Origin of the sequence: Sorangium sp. So ce367, from assembly GCF_051520455.1 — a bacterium.
GTDB classification, from domain to species: Bacteria; Myxococcota_A; Polyangia; order Polyangiales; family Polyangiaceae; genus Sorangium; species Sorangium cellulosum_B.
Map to the genome: position 1 here is coordinate 8,719,258 of NZ_CP150334.1, position 13,325 is coordinate 8,732,582.

Genomic DNA, 13,325 nt, shown 5'->3' on the forward strand with positions numbered 1-13,325 from the left:
GTCAAGCGAGGGATCGCTCCGGGTCCTCGAGCGCGGGTCGGGAATCCGTGGCTGGAACGTCCTGCACGCGCATCCACACGGCGGTCTGATCGCCCTCGTAGCAGACGCTGCCTTCGTGACGGAACTCGAACGAATAGCGGATCATGTGCCGCTTGACGCCGAGCCGGGAGCGCGTCGCCACGCACGTCGCCTCGATGGGCGCGCCCGGCTGGACCAGCTTGCGAAAGACCACCCGGTGAATGTTGGTGCCATAACCGATCCAGCCCTCGCGGTGGCGCAACCCGAGCAGGTGGTAGGCGTGCACGAAGCCGAGCATCCCCGTCGCGTGCACCATGATGGCGCCGGCGACGTGGCGCGGGTGCAGCAGCGGGTGCGCCCGCTGCGCGTCGACGAGCGGCATCGGCCTGTCGGTCGGCATGCGACAGCGCACGAGGCCCTTCTCGGCGTCCACCTCGAGGAGCTCGTCGAAGAAGAGCACCGAGGGGTCGTAAGGGAGGTCCGCGAGGAACTCGGCATCGAACGGGCCGAGCTTCACAGGAAGGGGCGCGCCGCTCGCCGCGCCGGGTGCAGAGGTCGTCATCGGTTGGCTCTGGGATCCCGAATCCCCCCGGGCCGGCTCCTAGCAGCGGCCGATCGCGTGGGCAATGCCGACCAGCGCCTGGCGGCGCGCGCCGCTGGGCCGGCGGGCTCGGCAAAGCCTGCCGGCGGGCTCAGCGCCTCGCGGTCGCGACGCGCTCGGCGCGGGGCGACCGCTCCCTGGGCCGCGCGGCGCGCGTCGCGAGGCGCGTGCGTCATCGCGGGCGGGCGACGCCCGCGCGCACAGACGTCCTTATTTGACGCGTTGCCCGACGTCGCGTAATCCACTCGGCCATGTCAGGCAGTCGTGGACCTCGCGGGCCTGCGGCGCTCGCGCTCAGCGGGTCGCTCCTGGGACTCGCGTTCAGCGCCTCATCGACGTTCGATTACATCCGGCACCTCGACCGGCAGGTCCACGACCTGCACTGCAGCTTCGTCCCGGGCCTCGGCGCGCAGGCGGGCGCCGACACCGCGTGCCGCGTGGCCATGTACAGCCCCTACTCCGCCCTGTTCCGCGAGAGCTTCTGGGGCGGTATCCCCATCTCGCTGTTCGCCCTGGGGGCGTTCGCGTTCTTCGCGGCGTTCGCGCTCTATGTGCTGCTCTCGGCCCAGCACGCGCCGCGGCGCGCGGCGCACTTCCTGTTCGTCGCGGGCCTCACGCCGCTCGCCGTGTCGCTCCTGATGGCGACCATCTCGGCGGTGCGCCTCGGGGTGTTCTGCAAGACGTGCGTCGGCATGTACGTCTCGTCGGCGCTGCTCGCGGCCGGCGGCGTCTGGGCGTTCCTCGAGGACCGCAGGGCGGCCCGCGCCGCGGCCTGGTCCAGCGCGGCGCCCCGCGCGCCCTCGTCGGCAGGCGCGGCCGGGGTGGGGCCCACCGTGCCCGGGGCGCCCCTCGGGGTCGACGGGCCGGGCGGCGCCGCCGCAGCGCCCGCCTCCCCCCCGCGCCGCGTGGGCTCGCTGCTGCTCCTGCCGGGGTGGCTCGTCGCGCTCGCCGTGTGCACGGTGACGCCGGCGCTGCTCTACGCGAGCGCGCTGCCGAGCTACGCGAGCTACATGACCGGCTGCGGCAAGCTGGAGAAGCCGGCCGAGCCCAACGGGGCGCTGCTCCACGTGACGCGCCCGGGCGCGGTGCAGCCGGCGACCCTCTTCGTCGACCCGCTCTGCCCGACCTGCAAGGCGTTCCACCAGCGGCTCGTGTCCGAGGGGGTGTGGGAGAAGCTCGACGCGACGGTGGTGCTCTTCCCGCTGGACAGCGAGTGCAACTGGATGCTCGACCGGCCGGTGCACCCGGGCGCGTGCCTCCTCTCGAAGGCCATCCTGTGCAGCGATCACCGGGCGATGGATGTGCTCGAGTGGGCCTACGAGAACCAGGAGACGCTGCTCGAGGGCGCGAAGGCGGGCGCGGGCATCGCCAACGTGCAGGCGGCGATCCGGCAGCGCTGGCCGGGGCTCGACGCATGCATGGACTCGAAGGAGACGGCGCTGCGGCTGAACCGTATGCTCCGCTACATCGTGGACAACAAGCTCCCTGTCTCGACGCCGCAGATGTTCCTGGGCACGACGCGGCTCTGCGACGAAGATACGGACATCGGGATGTCGTACGCGATAAGGCAGCTCGCGCCGGCGCTCCGGACGAAGTGAGGAGATCATGAGAGGCGCAGGGATCATCGGAATCGTGGCCGGGTGCGCGCTTCTTGTCGCGTCCGGGGTGACGGTGCACAGCGAGGTGCAGGCCGCGTCGCAGCGCTTGAAGACGGGTGTGGCCGCGGCGGTGAAGCCGGCCGTGGCCATCGCCAACGACGCCGAGGCGCCGTATTGCACGCCCGCGTTCAAGACGGTGCTGCAGCGGGTGCTCAACGCGTGCGGCCTGGTCGGGGCGGAGGCGCGGCGCGGGTGCCAGCCGGCCGACGTGAAGACGCTCGCGTCGATCAGCGACGACGACTTCAACGCGCTCTTCACGCCGCTGAGGCAGCGGGGCGGGGTCGTGATGTTCGACGACGCCTCGGAGAAGCTCGACGACGACGGCAAGAAGATGATCGAGGAGATGTGGCTCGATCGGCGCGGCGCCCGCTATTTCTTCATCGTCGCTCGCGCGTCGAAGACGGGTGGGCCGGAGTTCAACCGGACGCTGTCGCACAAGCGCGCGAACAGCGCGTTCTTCGACATCTCCGACAAGTTCAAGGAGCAGGACCTCGACAAGAAGGTCGGGATGCTGTGGCTCGGGAACGAGTTCGCGCAGCTCGGCGCGGAATACTGCCAATGGAACGTCTCGCGCAAGAACAAGGCATGTACGGCGGAGGCCATCAACCGGAGCGCGTTCGTCTCGTGGGTGGACTGTCAGCTGTGAGCCCCGCGAGGAGGAGCGGCGCCCTCCGGGGCGCCTTCGTGGCCCTCGCCGTGGCCGCGGGGCTCGCGGGCGGGTGCGACGCGGACAAGAAGGCCGATCTGCCGCCGCCCCCGACGCCCGGCCAGGGGCGGAGCAACGCGGTGACGGCGCCGGGGGCCGCGGCGCCCGCGAGCGCCACGGCGCCGGCGAGCGCCACGGCGGGGGCGGCGCCGGCCGCGCCGCGGCTCCTGTGCGCGGGGCAGTCGCCGCGGCCTGCGCCCTCGGCGGGCGGGCTCACGGCGGTCGCCGCCGGCGGCGCGGAGAAGCTGCCGGCGAACATCGGGTTCGGCGTCGGCAAGTGGGTGTGGGTGAACTTCTGGGCGGCGTGGTGCAAGCCGTGCCTGGAGGAGATGCCTCGGCTGCTCGGGTGGCAGCAGAAGCTGCGGGCGGCCGGCGTGCTCGTCGACCTGGCGTTCATCTCGATCGACGACGACGAGCGGCAGCTGTCGCGGTTCCTCGAGGCGCAGCCGGGCACCGGGGTGCGCGCCTCGTACTGGCTGCCCGACGGGCCCCAGCGGGCCGCGTGGCTGCGGGCGCTCGGCGTGAAGGAGACGACCGAGCTGCCGATCCACGCGCTCGCGGCGCCGAGCGGGCAGGTGACGTGCGTGATCCAGGGGGCCGTCGAGGACAGCGACTATCCGACGATCGCGGCGCTGCTCGGCGGGAAGAAGTAGCCCTCTGCCAGCGGCAGCTCTCCCGGGCCGCGTGGGGCCGGGGGATCACTCGGCGATGTGGGTCAGCCGCGAGCCTTCTACCGGCATGAACTCGTTGATCTTCATCGGCTCCACGCCGGTCGTGAACTCGTACGGACCCACGATCTGAATCACCTCGACGCTGGAGCCACCGCCTTCGCCGCCCGCGCCGCTCGTGCTGCTGCTCGAGCTGCTCGAGCTGCCGCCGACGCCGTGGACGCCGCCTGCGCCGCCGGCGCCGGCCTCGCCCCAGGCGCCCCCCTCGCCGCCTGCACCGCCCTCGCCGCGCTCGCTGCTCGGGCGCCCGGCGCCCCGCTGGGCGCTCGGACCTCCGGCGCCGGGAGCGGGTCTCGTGACGGTGATGGAGTCGACGTGGATGACGGTCGGGTTGGCCCAGGGCCCCGTGTCGCCCGCAGCGATCATAAGTCCGAGCATCTTCGCGGTGGTGCGGTTGAAGGTGGGATTGCCCGGGGCCAAGGTGTCGACGTCGATCACGATATCCTTCCACTCGCCCAGGTCGGCGAGCGGATTCCAGGCATACCCGATCGGCGCATACACCAGCTCCGGCCCGTTTTGCACGAAGGCCTGCACGCCGCCGTTGGAGCCGGCCTGGGTCTTCACGCGAAACGTGACGGTGGCGCCGGTCACGTCGACCGTCTGGTCCCAAACGATGATGAACTGCGTCCATTGCCCCGCCCTCGTCAGCGGCACGGAGAGCCGCGCGCAACCAGGGCAATGCTCGGCCGGGCCGGCAACGTCTCCACCGGCGCCCTCGCCGGCACTGCCGCCGGCAGCCCCCGCGCCGCTCGCGCTGACCCAGCCCGACGACGTGCTGGGGGGGAAAGGGAAACCCCCTCCAACATCGTCGCTGTCCGAGCCAATTTGAGTGCAACCCGGCATGGCGAACGCGCCGATCAACAACCCAACCACCGCCGAAGAACGCACGGTTCTCATCCTGACCCCTCCTCGATTCATTCCGCGAGGCACCGCGGCCGACGCCGCCGTTCGCCTTCAGCGGATCCCACCTCGCCCGAGCTCGCCCGAACCAACCCCCGCACACGACGAGGCTATCGTGGACAGATGGCCTCCTCAACAGCCCGGGCGGGCAAATCCGTCACCAGGGCTCAACGCGTTTGTCGTTTATCGACACTGGTTCTGCTGAAAGCGCGGCAGCCACACAAGACCACCCGTGGGGTCGACCGGAGCGCCGCGCGGCAGCTACATCAGATCACCTGCCCAGCTGTTCGAGAGCGCGCCGGGAGCAGCCGGCCAGGGATGCTGGCATCGCCCTTCTCGCCCACGCGCCGCGCGCCGCAGGCCTCGTAAAACCGCGCGGCGCTCGGATCGCCCTGGATCACGAGGACGCGGTACCCGCGTCGCCGCGCTTCGTCGCGCGCGTGCGCCAGGAGCGCGCGGCCATGACCGCGCCCGATCGCCTGCGGCTCGACGCGGCGCTCCTCGAGGCGCGCCGTCGCAAAGCGGCGCTCGGCTTGTGTGGAGGTCGCGGCCGAACCTATCGTCGTAAGAGCGCCTCGTGAAAACCTCTCTGCTGACACGCCGTACCGCCTTTCTCTTTCGTCTGTCCTCGCTGGTTGCGTCGGCGGCCCTCCTCTTCGCGAGTTGCAAGGGCAGCGCCCCACAGCAAGGGTCAGGCGATCCCTGCGAGAGCGCGCAGGACTGCGCGGACGGCGTCCCCTGTACGGTCGATCGCTGCGTCGGCGGTCGGTGCGAGTCGGAGGCGGACGACGCCCGCTGTCCGAGCGGGCGCTGTGATCGGGCGAGGGGCGCCTGCGTCAACGACAAGGCGTGCGCGTCGCCGGCCGACTGCGCAGACGCGGATCCGTGCACCCAGGAAGAGCGCTGCAACGAGTCGCTCCGGCAGTGCGTCTTCGAGGGGCTGGACGGCGACGGGGACGACGCGCTGCCCGTGATCTGCGGCGGCGCCGATTGCGACGATGACGATCCGCGCAACGCCCCGACGCTCGCCGAGCTGTGCGACGGCGCCGACAACAACTGCAACGGCACGGCCGACGAGGGCGAGGACAGCGCCCTCTGCGGCGCCGACGATGCGCGCTGCGTGAGCGGGCGGTGCGAGTGCCCGGCCGGGCAGGGGTACTGTCCGCTGGAGGGCTCCTCGGGGTTTCACTGCATCGACGTTCAGTCCGACCCGAAGAACTGCGGCGCCTGCGGGGCGTCGTGCCCCGCGGGCACGACCTGCGAGGGCGGGCAGTGCACGTGCCCGGGGGGCCTCACGCTGTGCGGGTCCGCCTGCGCGGACCTCTCCACGGACCGGAACCATTGCGGCACCTGCGGCACCGCCTGTGACGACGGGGAGAACTGCACCGACGGCAAGTGCACGTCGTGCGGCAGTCTCAACGAGCCTTGTTGCGATGGCGTGCTCTGCGAGGACCGGTTCACCGAGTGCGGGCGAAGCGGCACGTGCGTCCCGGCGGCGTGCTCGGAGCCGTTCGAAGCGTTGCCGGTCACGCTCCTGCCGCGGTGCACGGCCGAGACGCGGACGTGCGTCGAGACGTGCGAGGGGGACGGGTGCCTTCTCGATTGCCTCGAAGCGGACACCACACCCCCCCGCTCGTTCGCCGGCCAATCCTTCAACTGCCTCGACTGCATCGGCCACCAGATCGAGGCCTGCGGGGCGCGGACGATGTGCCGGGAGACCCAGGCGGCGATGTACTGCTGCATCGAGGAGCGCTGCGGCGGGACCGTCGACAGCAGGTGCGAGTCCCGCTGCTCGTTTGAGTTCGACGAGCACAGCAGCTGCCTCGCCTTGATGGGTTGCGTTTACATCCTAGAGGCGGAGCAGCCGCTCTCCTGCTTCCCCTGAGGCGCCCTCGTGCGCGAGCAGCCACCGCTTCCTCTCCAGGCCGCCGGCATACCCCGTGAGCTCTCCGCCGGCCCCGATGACCCGGTGGCACGGGATGATCAGACAGACAGGATTCCGGCCGTTCGCCAGGCCGACCGCGCGGGACGCCGACGGTTGACCTAGCGACGCCGCGACCTCCCCGTAAGCGCGCGTCGCGCCGGGAGGGATGCGCCGGACCTCCGCCCACACGCGGCGCTGGAAGGCGGTGCCGCCGGGCTCGACGGGGATGTCGGAGAGCGCGGCGAGATCGCCGCACAGATAGGCTTTCATCCGGCTGGAGAAGCCGCCGGGACCGGCGGCGCCGTGGAGCGCGACGGCGCCATACCGCGCCTCCAGCGAGCCGCGGAGGCGCTGCGCGTGATCCGCGAAATCGAGCGCGTGAATCGCGCCACCCCCGGCGGCCAACAGGATGACCCCGACGGGCGACTCCACCTCATCCAGCGAGAGATCCATTCGATACCTCCGTCTCTGCGGGCCGCGCGCCCTGCGCGTCCGCCGTCCACAACAGCACCGCGGCGTAGGCGCGCCACGGGCGCCACGCCTCCGCCATGGCCGCGAGATCCGCGCCGGAGACGCCGCCGAGCGCGCGCCGCAGGCCGAGATCCGTGGCCGGGAATGCGTCCGGCTCGCGCAGCGCGCGCATCGCGATGTAGTGCGCGGTCCACGCGCCGACGCCCGGGACCGCGCAGAGCGCGCGCACCGTCTCCTCCAGGCCGCGCGAGGCGTCGAGCGCGACCTCGCCGGAGGCCACGCGCGCCGCGAGCGCCGTGATCGTCGCGGCGCGGGCGCGCGGCAGGCCGAGGTCCGTCAGATCGGCCGCGGCGAGCGCCTCGGGCGCCGGGAAGACGAAGCGGAGCCCCTCGGCGCCCTCGGGCAGGCCGCCGCGGACCGCGAGCGGCTCGCCGTGCCGCTCGACAAGGCGGCCCGCGAGCTGCGTCGCGGCGCGGACGCTCACCTGCTGGCCCAGGATCGCCCGCACCGCGAGCTCGAAGCCGTCCCACGCGCCGGGCACGCGCACGCCCGGCATCGCCAGGACCCGGGGGGCGAGCCGCGGATCGGCCCCGAGGTGCGCGGCGATCGCGTCCGGATCGGCGCCGAGGTCGAAGAGCCGCCGCAGCCGCTCCGCGCAATGGATGAGCCCCTCCGTGCCGGGCAGCCGCAGCCGCGCGAGGAGGTACGGCTCGCCGGGCGCCGCGCGCACCTCGACGACGCCGTGCCCGCCGGCGACGCGCACCGTGCGGCGGTAGGCGCCGGGGCCCGCCGACTCCACGCCGGGGATCGCGCGCGCCCCGAGGAAGCCCGCGAGCGCGCCCCAGTCGAGCGGCGGCCGGAACGGGAGGCGGAGCGCGATGTCCGGCGCGCCGCCCTCCCTTCCCCTGGCCTCCCCACCCTCCCCTCCCCCGCCCCGCTTCGCTACGGCCTTTCGCAGCTCGCGCGGCGAGCGCTCGTAGGCGGCGCGGATCGCGTCGTTGAAGCGGCGGACGCTGGAGAAGCCCGACGAGAGCGCCACCTCGGTCATGGAGAGCGCTGTCTCGTCGAGGAGCTTCTTCGCGAAGAGCAGGCGCCGCGTCTGCGCCACCGCGAGCGGGGAGGCGCCCACGTGCCGCAGGAAGAGCCGCCTCAGGTGGCGCTCGCCCACGCCGAGCCGCGCCGCGAGCGCCGGGGCGTCCTCGTCGTCGAGCGCGCCCTCCGCGATGAGCCGGAGCGCCCGCGAGACCAGGGCCGACGTGCCCAGCCACGCGGGCGTCCCGGGCGAGGCCTCGGGGCGGCAGCGCAGGCACGGGCGGTAGCCGGCCTCCTGCGCGGCGGCCGCCGAGGGGAAGAACACGCAGCGCTCCCGCTTCGGCGTGCGCGCCGGGCAGATGGGGCGGCAGTAGATGCCCGTCGAGCGCACGCCCGTGAAGAAGCGACCGTCGAAGCGACGATCGCGGGTCTCGAGCGCGCGGTAGCACGCGTCCTCGTCGATCCGCATGCAGGCGTCGTAGCGCGGGTGCCGCCGCGGCTCTGGCGCTTTTCGGACCTGTGAGGGCGGACGGGTCCCGCCGCCCTGATCGCCCCACCAGGGATCCGGAGAGAATTCAACGCAAAGGCGCAAAGGCGCAAAGGCGCAAAAAAGAACAAATTTTCATGCCTTTTTGCGGCTTTGCGCCTTTGCGCCTTTGCGTTCAACCTCTCGCCGCTTGCGAGGCAGAGCCCTGGCAGGATTTCTGGCCCGCTGCATTGGCTGCCGGGCCCGTGCGCGGGACGCCCACCGAGCGCGCCGGCCCGGGTGGTCTCGCCGCGGAATGGTACGCTCGGCGCGGCATGAAGAGCGTGTTCGACACCCTTGCCGCCATGGGGCACGAGCAGGTGCTGTTCTGCGCGGACGAGCTCGCGGGCTACCGCGCGATCATCGCGATCCACAGCACGGCGCTGGGCCCGGCGCTCGGCGGGACGCGGCTCCTCCGGTACGCGAGCGACGAGGAGGCGCTCGTGGACGCGCTGCGCCTGTCGCGCGGGATGACCTACAAGAACGCGCTCGCCGGGATGGACGTCGGCGGCGGCAAGGCGGTCGTCCTCCGCGGCGGCGCGGAGCCGCTCAACCGGGAGCGGCTGTTCCGCGCGCACGGGCGCTTCATCGAGCGCCTCGGCGGCAGGTTCATCACCGGCGAGGACGTGGGCACCACCCCCGCGGACATGGAGCTCATCCGGCGCGAGACGCACCACGTGAAGGGCCTCGCCGGCGAGGGCGGCGACCCGTCGCCGTGGACCGCGCGGGGCGTGCTCCGCGCGATCCAGGCCGGGGCCCGCCACCGGTGGGGCAGCGACGAGCTCGCGGGCCGGACCGTGGCGCTCCAGGGCTGCGGCAGCGTCGGCCGCCGGCTCGCGGCGGAGCTCCACCGGCTGGGCGCGCGGCTGCTCGTCGCGGACGTCGACCCGGATCGCGCCCGCCACGTCGCCGCCGAGCTCGGCGCCACGATCGTGCCGCCGGACGCGATCGCCTCGGCCCAGGCCGAAATCTTCGCCCCGTGCGCGCTCGGCGGCGTCCTCGACGACCGCGCCGTGCAGGAGCTGAAGGCCGAGATCGTCGCGGGCGCGGCCAACAACCAGCTCCTCGAGCCGCGCCACGGCGACGCGCTCGCCGCGCGCGGCGTCCTCTACATCCCCGATGTCGTGGCCAACGCAGGCGGCGTGCTGAGCGGCGGCGCGGATCTCTTCGGCTGGTCCCGCGCCGAGGTCCACCGGCGCGTCCAGGCGATCTACGACACGGTCCTCAGGGTCCTCGAGATCGCGGCGAGCGACGGCGTTTCGCCGCAACTCGCCGCCGAGCGGCTGGCCGAGGCGCGCCTGCGGGAGCGCGCCGCGGCGGGGTGATCGCTACCGCGTCAGCGCCCCTGGCCCCTGCGCCGGCTCGGCGGCCGGGCCGTTCTTGAGCGCCTTCACCGACTCGACCATCATCGACACAGCGAGCCCGATCAGCGCGAGCCCCACGACGCCGTTCATCGTCGTCGCGTTGAGCGCGAGCCCCTCGGTCCGCACGGCGGCGAACGCGGTCCGCACCTGGAGGATGAGGGCCCACACCGTGATCGTCATGACGAACACCATCGGGATCGCCGTGTACCAGATGCGCCGCTTCTCGCGGTGCAGCCAGACGGTGACCGCGAGGAGCGTCAGCGCCGCGAGCAGCTGGTTGCTCGTGCCGAACAGCGTCCAGAAGTCGAGGTACGCGGGCCGCACGCCGGGCGCGGGCGGGCGCGCGGTCATGATGAACAGCGTGGGCGGCGCCAGCGAGATCGCGGTCGCGGCCGCGGACACCACGCGCCCCTTCCAGTTGAAGAGCTCCTGGAGGATGTAGCGGCTGAGGCGCGTCGAGACGTCGAGCGTGTCGAACACGAAGGTGGAGAACGCCATGGCGCCGAACGTCGCGGCGAACAGGAAGTGCTCCTTGCCGATGATGACGGTGAGGAACTTGCCGATCCCGTCGCCGTAGATCTTGCCCGGCCCGGCCAGCTTCGTCCCCTGCGCCACGATGACGAGCGTCGCGAGCGCGATCAGCGCGACGAACGCCTCGGCCAGCATCGCGCCGTAGCCCACCGGGTGGGTGTGCGTCTCCTTCGAGATCTGCTTCGACGTCGTCCCCGAGCAGACGAGCCCGTGGAAGCCGGAGCAGGCGCCGCAGGCGATGGTGACGAACAGGAACGGGAAGAGCATGCCGGTCGCGCCGCCGGTGTTGAACGTGGTGAACGCGGGCTGCCGCAGCTCGAACTCCCCCGGGTAACGGAGGTTTCCAAAGAAGATGCCGATCACGCCGACCGCGAGCGCGATGTAGAGGACGAACCCGCCCAGGTAGCCGCGCGGCTGGAGGAGCAGCCAGACCGGCAGGAGCGAGGCGATGAGGCAGTAGACGAGGATGATGAGGCCGAACGCGCGCTGCGGGTTGTCGAGCGGCAGGACGAACGCTGTCGAGATCTTCGTGCCGAGCCAGACGACGCCGAGCGTCGCTGGCACGAAGATCAGCGTGGTGAGCCAGAGCGGCGGCTTGAGGTACCGCTCGACGACGCCCATGACGATTGAGAGGCCGAGGTAGGCGGCGCTCGCCGCGGCGACGGCGCCGCCGGGGTTGAACTGGAACGAGCCGCCCTCGAACTCCTCGGTCTTGCCGACGAAGGTGCTCGCCGTGATGTCCGTGAAGGCGACGATCACGTAGGACAGCGCGAGCCAGATGAAGATCATCATCGACAGCCAGGCGCGCCGGCCGATGTGCCGCTTCGCGATCTCGGCGACGCTCTCCGCCTCGTGGCGGACGCTCGCGATGAGCGCGGAGAAGTCGTGCACCGCGCCGATGAACACGACGCCGATCGCGATCCAGAGGATGCACGGGAGCCACCCGAACGCCTGGCCGGCGAGGATGGGGCCGGCGATCGGCCCGGCGGCGGCGATGGCGCTGAAGTGCTGCCCGAAGAGGTAGAACGGCTTCGTGGGGACGTAGTCCTCGCCGTCGTTCACCTTCACCGCGGGCGTCACGGCGCCGTCGTCGAGCGCGTAGTTGCGCGCGACGATCCGCCCGTAGAAGCGGTAGCCAAGGCACAGCACGACGATGACGGTCAGGGCGAGCAGCGGCAGCACGCGGCGGAGTATAAGGCCATCCGCGGGCGACAGTGATCCGGCAAACGAAGGGGAAGGGCGGCGGTGGGTCGCCGGACGGGCGCAGGCCCCCGCCCATCACGGCGCCAGAGCCCGAGGGTGCCGTCGGGAGGAGCCCCCCTCGGAGACGCGCGGCCCTCAGAGGCTGGCGTTCATCGTGTCCCAGTAGCTGTGCAGGCCGTGGAGGTTGTTCCCGCCGTCGACGAACACCGTATCGCCGGTGATCCAGCGCGCCTCCTCGCTGCAGAGGAACGAGACCACGGGCGCCACGTCGGTCGTCTCCCCGATCCGCCCGAGCGGCGTGCGCTCGAGGAACCTCTGGGCGCTGAGCCCCGCCGTGAACCCGATGCCGTCGACGAGCGGCGTCCGGATGAGCCCCGGCGCCACCACGTTCACCCGGATGCCGTGGCGCCCGAGCTCGGACGCGGCCACCTTGGTGAGCTGCGCGAGGGCCGCCTTGGAGGCGCAGTAATGCGACATGCCGTCGGTCGCCAGCACCTGGTTGATGGAGCTGATGTTGACGAAGGCGCCCGGCTGCTTCGCGGCGATGAGGCCGCGGGCGACCGCCTTCATGAAGAGGAAGGGGCCCTTCAGGTTGATGTCGAGGACGCGGTCGAAATCCTCCTCCGGCAGGTCCGTCAGGAGCGCGAGCGTGGCGATCCCCGCGTTGTTCACGAGGATCCCCGGCAATCCGAACGCCGACGTCGCCGCCTCGACGGCGCGCGACACGTCTTCGGCGCGGGACGCGTCGCCCAGGAAGGGCAGCGCGCGCGCCGGCCCGTCGGCCGCGCGGTTCAGCTCCTCGGCCGCCGCCTCGACCTTCGCCGCCGTCCGGCCGAAGAGCAGCACGTTGCTGCCGCGACTCATGAGGTCTTTCGCGATCTCGAGACCGATCCCCTGACCACCCCCGGTGACAATTGCGCTCTTGGAAACAAGCTTCATCTCGACCTCCCTGAATACGGAAAGAAACTCCAACGGCATTGATTGCCTAGAGGAACTCCGGCCGGCCGAGCGCCGATCTCGCTCAGGCCGTCAGCATCATCGGCGCGCGCACCTTCGCGGCGATCTCCTCGCCCCGGAGCCGCGCGACGAGCGCGAGCGCGAACGCCATCGCGGTGCCCGGCCCCTGGCTCGTGACGAGCAGCCCGTCCTCGACGACCGGGCTCGCGAGGAGCTCGCCGTGCGCCGACACCACGTCGTTCACGGACGGGTGGCACGCCATCCTGCGGCCCTGGAAGAGCCCGTGCGCCGCGAGCGCGATCGGCGCGGCGCAGATCGCCGCGACGACCCGGCCCGCCTGCGCCTGCGCATGAAGGCGCTCCCCGACGGCCGGCGAGCTGGCCAGCCGGTCGGCCCCGCCCTTGCCGCCCGGGAGGACCACCACGTCGAAGTCGCCCGTCACCGCCGAGAGATCCGCGTCCGGCACGAGGCGCACGCCTCGGCTGCAGCGCACCGGGCCCGGGCCATCGAGCCCGGCGAGGACGACCTCGACCTCGGCGCGGCGCAGGACATCGACGATGATCGTCGTTTCCATCTCCTCGGCTCCCTCGGCAAGGATCACGAGCGCTCGCGGCGTCTTCATCAGCGCCGGCATGGGGCCGCAGGCCGCCGGATGCAAGCCGGACGCAGACCAAGTACAAATCGCGCGCTGCGCGGACGCAGGCTG

At 72.2% G+C, this 13,325-nt stretch carries 13 protein-coding genes and 1 pseudogene; 5 read left to right on the top strand and 9 right to left on the bottom strand.

All coding sequences use genetic code 11. The annotated features are described in order from the left end of the window. Position 1 precedes the first annotated feature (1 nt). Positions 2-580 (bottom strand): hypothetical protein, encoded by a 579-nt coding sequence (locus tag WME97_RS33035; protein ID WP_437543391.1) that lies wholly within the window; start codon positions 578-580, stop codon positions 2-4. A 290-nt stretch (positions 581-870) separates the two neighbouring features. On the opposite strand from WME97_RS33035, the gene WME97_RS33040 reads away from it, so the two are divergent. The 3 genes from WME97_RS33040 to WME97_RS33050 are packed head-to-tail and all read left to right on the top strand — an operon-like array spanning position 871 to position 3,636. Further along, a complete protein-coding gene (locus tag WME97_RS33040) occupies positions 871-2,217 on the top strand; it encodes a vitamin K epoxide reductase family protein (RefSeq protein ID WP_437543393.1) in 1,347 nt (448 codons plus the stop codon). A gap of 7 nt (positions 2,218-2,224) precedes the next feature. Beyond that, positions 2,225-2,923, top strand: a complete 699-nt coding sequence (locus WME97_RS33045; protein WP_437543395.1) for a hypothetical protein — start codon at positions 2,225-2,227, stop codon at positions 2,921-2,923. Continuing rightward, a complete protein-coding gene (locus tag WME97_RS33050) occupies positions 2,920-3,636 on the top strand; it encodes a thioredoxin-like domain-containing protein (RefSeq protein ID WP_437543397.1) in 717 nt (238 codons plus the stop codon). The genes WME97_RS33045 and WME97_RS33050 overlap by 4 nt, the downstream gene beginning before the upstream one ends. 45 nt (positions 3,637-3,681) lie before the next feature. Here WME97_RS33050 and WME97_RS33055 read toward each other — a convergent pair whose 3' ends face one another. The 3 genes and pseudogenes from WME97_RS33055 to WME97_RS33065 form a co-directional block, all read right to left on the bottom strand. Beyond that, positions 3,682-4,608, bottom strand: a complete 927-nt coding sequence (locus tag WME97_RS33055; protein ID WP_437543399.1) for a hypothetical protein — start codon at positions 4,606-4,608, stop codon at positions 3,682-3,684. A gap of 269 nt (positions 4,609-4,877) precedes the next feature. Beyond that, positions 4,878-5,012 carry a hypothetical protein gene (locus WME97_RS33060; RefSeq protein ID WP_437555691.1) on the bottom strand — a complete coding sequence of 45 codons (135 nt, stop codon included), beginning with the start codon at positions 5,010-5,012 and terminating at the stop codon, positions 4,878-4,880. A gap of 12 nt (positions 5,013-5,024) precedes the next feature. After that, positions 5,025-5,294, bottom strand: a pseudogene (locus WME97_RS33065) (hypothetical protein); the annotation flags it as partial. Here WME97_RS33065 and WME97_RS33070 point away from each other — a divergent pair. Further along, positions 5,189-6,496 (top strand): MopE-related protein, encoded by a 1,308-nt coding sequence (locus WME97_RS33070; RefSeq protein WP_437543401.1) that lies wholly within the window; start codon positions 5,189-5,191, stop codon positions 6,494-6,496. The pseudogene WME97_RS33065 and the gene WME97_RS33070 overlap by 106 nt on opposite strands. Here WME97_RS33070 and WME97_RS33075 read toward each other — a convergent pair. After that, entirely contained in the window at positions 6,461-6,988 is a 528-nt protein-coding gene (locus WME97_RS33075; protein WP_437543403.1) for a methylated-DNA--[protein]-cysteine S-methyltransferase, read from the bottom strand. The genes WME97_RS33070 and WME97_RS33075 overlap by 36 nt on opposite strands. Then, on the bottom strand, positions 6,969-8,507 hold the full coding sequence (locus WME97_RS33080) for an AlkA N-terminal domain-containing protein (protein ID WP_437543405.1): 1,539 nt from the start codon (positions 8,505-8,507) through the stop codon (positions 6,969-6,971). The genes WME97_RS33075 and WME97_RS33080 overlap by 20 nt, the downstream gene beginning before the upstream one ends. Before the next feature lie 332 nt (positions 8,508-8,839). On the opposite strand from WME97_RS33080, the gene WME97_RS33085 reads away from it, so the two are divergent. Beyond that, positions 8,840-9,889 carry a Glu/Leu/Phe/Val dehydrogenase dimerization domain-containing protein gene (locus tag WME97_RS33085; protein WP_437543407.1) on the top strand — a complete coding sequence of 350 codons (1,050 nt, stop codon included), beginning with the start codon at positions 8,840-8,842 and terminating at the stop codon, positions 9,887-9,889. Positions 9,890-9,892: 3 nt separating this feature from the next. Here WME97_RS33085 and WME97_RS33090 read toward each other — a convergent pair whose 3' ends face one another. The 3 genes from WME97_RS33090 to WME97_RS33100 form a co-directional block, all read right to left on the bottom strand. Further along, on the bottom strand, positions 9,893-11,641 hold the full coding sequence (locus WME97_RS33090; protein WP_437543409.1) for a carbon starvation CstA family protein: 1,749 nt from the start codon (positions 11,639-11,641) through the stop codon (positions 9,893-9,895). A gap of 156 nt (positions 11,642-11,797) precedes the next feature. Then, entirely contained in the window at positions 11,798-12,601 is an 804-nt protein-coding gene (locus tag WME97_RS33095) for an SDR family NAD(P)-dependent oxidoreductase (RefSeq protein ID WP_437543411.1), read from the bottom strand. An 82-nt stretch (positions 12,602-12,683) separates the two neighbouring features. Then, positions 12,684-13,241 carry a DJ-1 family glyoxalase III gene (locus WME97_RS33100; protein ID WP_437543413.1) on the bottom strand — a complete coding sequence of 186 codons (558 nt, stop codon included), beginning with the start codon at positions 13,239-13,241 and terminating at the stop codon, positions 12,684-12,686. Positions 13,242-13,325 lie beyond the last annotated feature (84 nt).

Coding starts and splice junctions, on each gene's coding strand:
- WME97_RS33035 (WP_437543391.1), bottom strand. CDS start 580: ATGACGACCTCTGCACCCGGCGCGGCGAGCGGCGCGCCCCTTCCTGTG.
- WME97_RS33040 (WP_437543393.1), top strand. CDS start 871: ATGTCAGGCAGTCGTGGACCTCGCGGGCCTGCGGCGCTCGCGCTCAGC.
- WME97_RS33045 (WP_437543395.1), top strand. CDS start 2,225: ATGAGAGGCGCAGGGATCATCGGAATCGTGGCCGGGTGCGCGCTTCTT.
- WME97_RS33055 (WP_437543399.1), bottom strand. CDS start 4,608: ATGAGAACCGTGCGTTCTTCGGCGGTGGTTGGGTTGTTGATCGGCGCG.
- WME97_RS33075 (WP_437543403.1), bottom strand. CDS start 6,988: ATGGATCTCTCGCTGGATGAGGTGGAGTCGCCCGTCGGGGTCATCCTG.
- WME97_RS33080 (WP_437543405.1), bottom strand. CDS start 8,507: ATGCGGATCGACGAGGACGCGTGCTACCGCGCGCTCGAGACCCGCGAT.
- WME97_RS33085 (WP_437543407.1), top strand. CDS start 8,840: ATGAAGAGCGTGTTCGACACCCTTGCCGCCATGGGGCACGAGCAGGTG.
- WME97_RS33095 (WP_437543411.1), bottom strand. CDS start 12,601: ATGAAGCTTGTTTCCAAGAGCGCAATTGTCACCGGGGGTGGTCAGGGG.
- WME97_RS33100 (WP_437543413.1), bottom strand. CDS start 13,241: ATGAAGACGCCGCGAGCGCTCGTGATCCTTGCCGAGGGAGCCGAGGAG.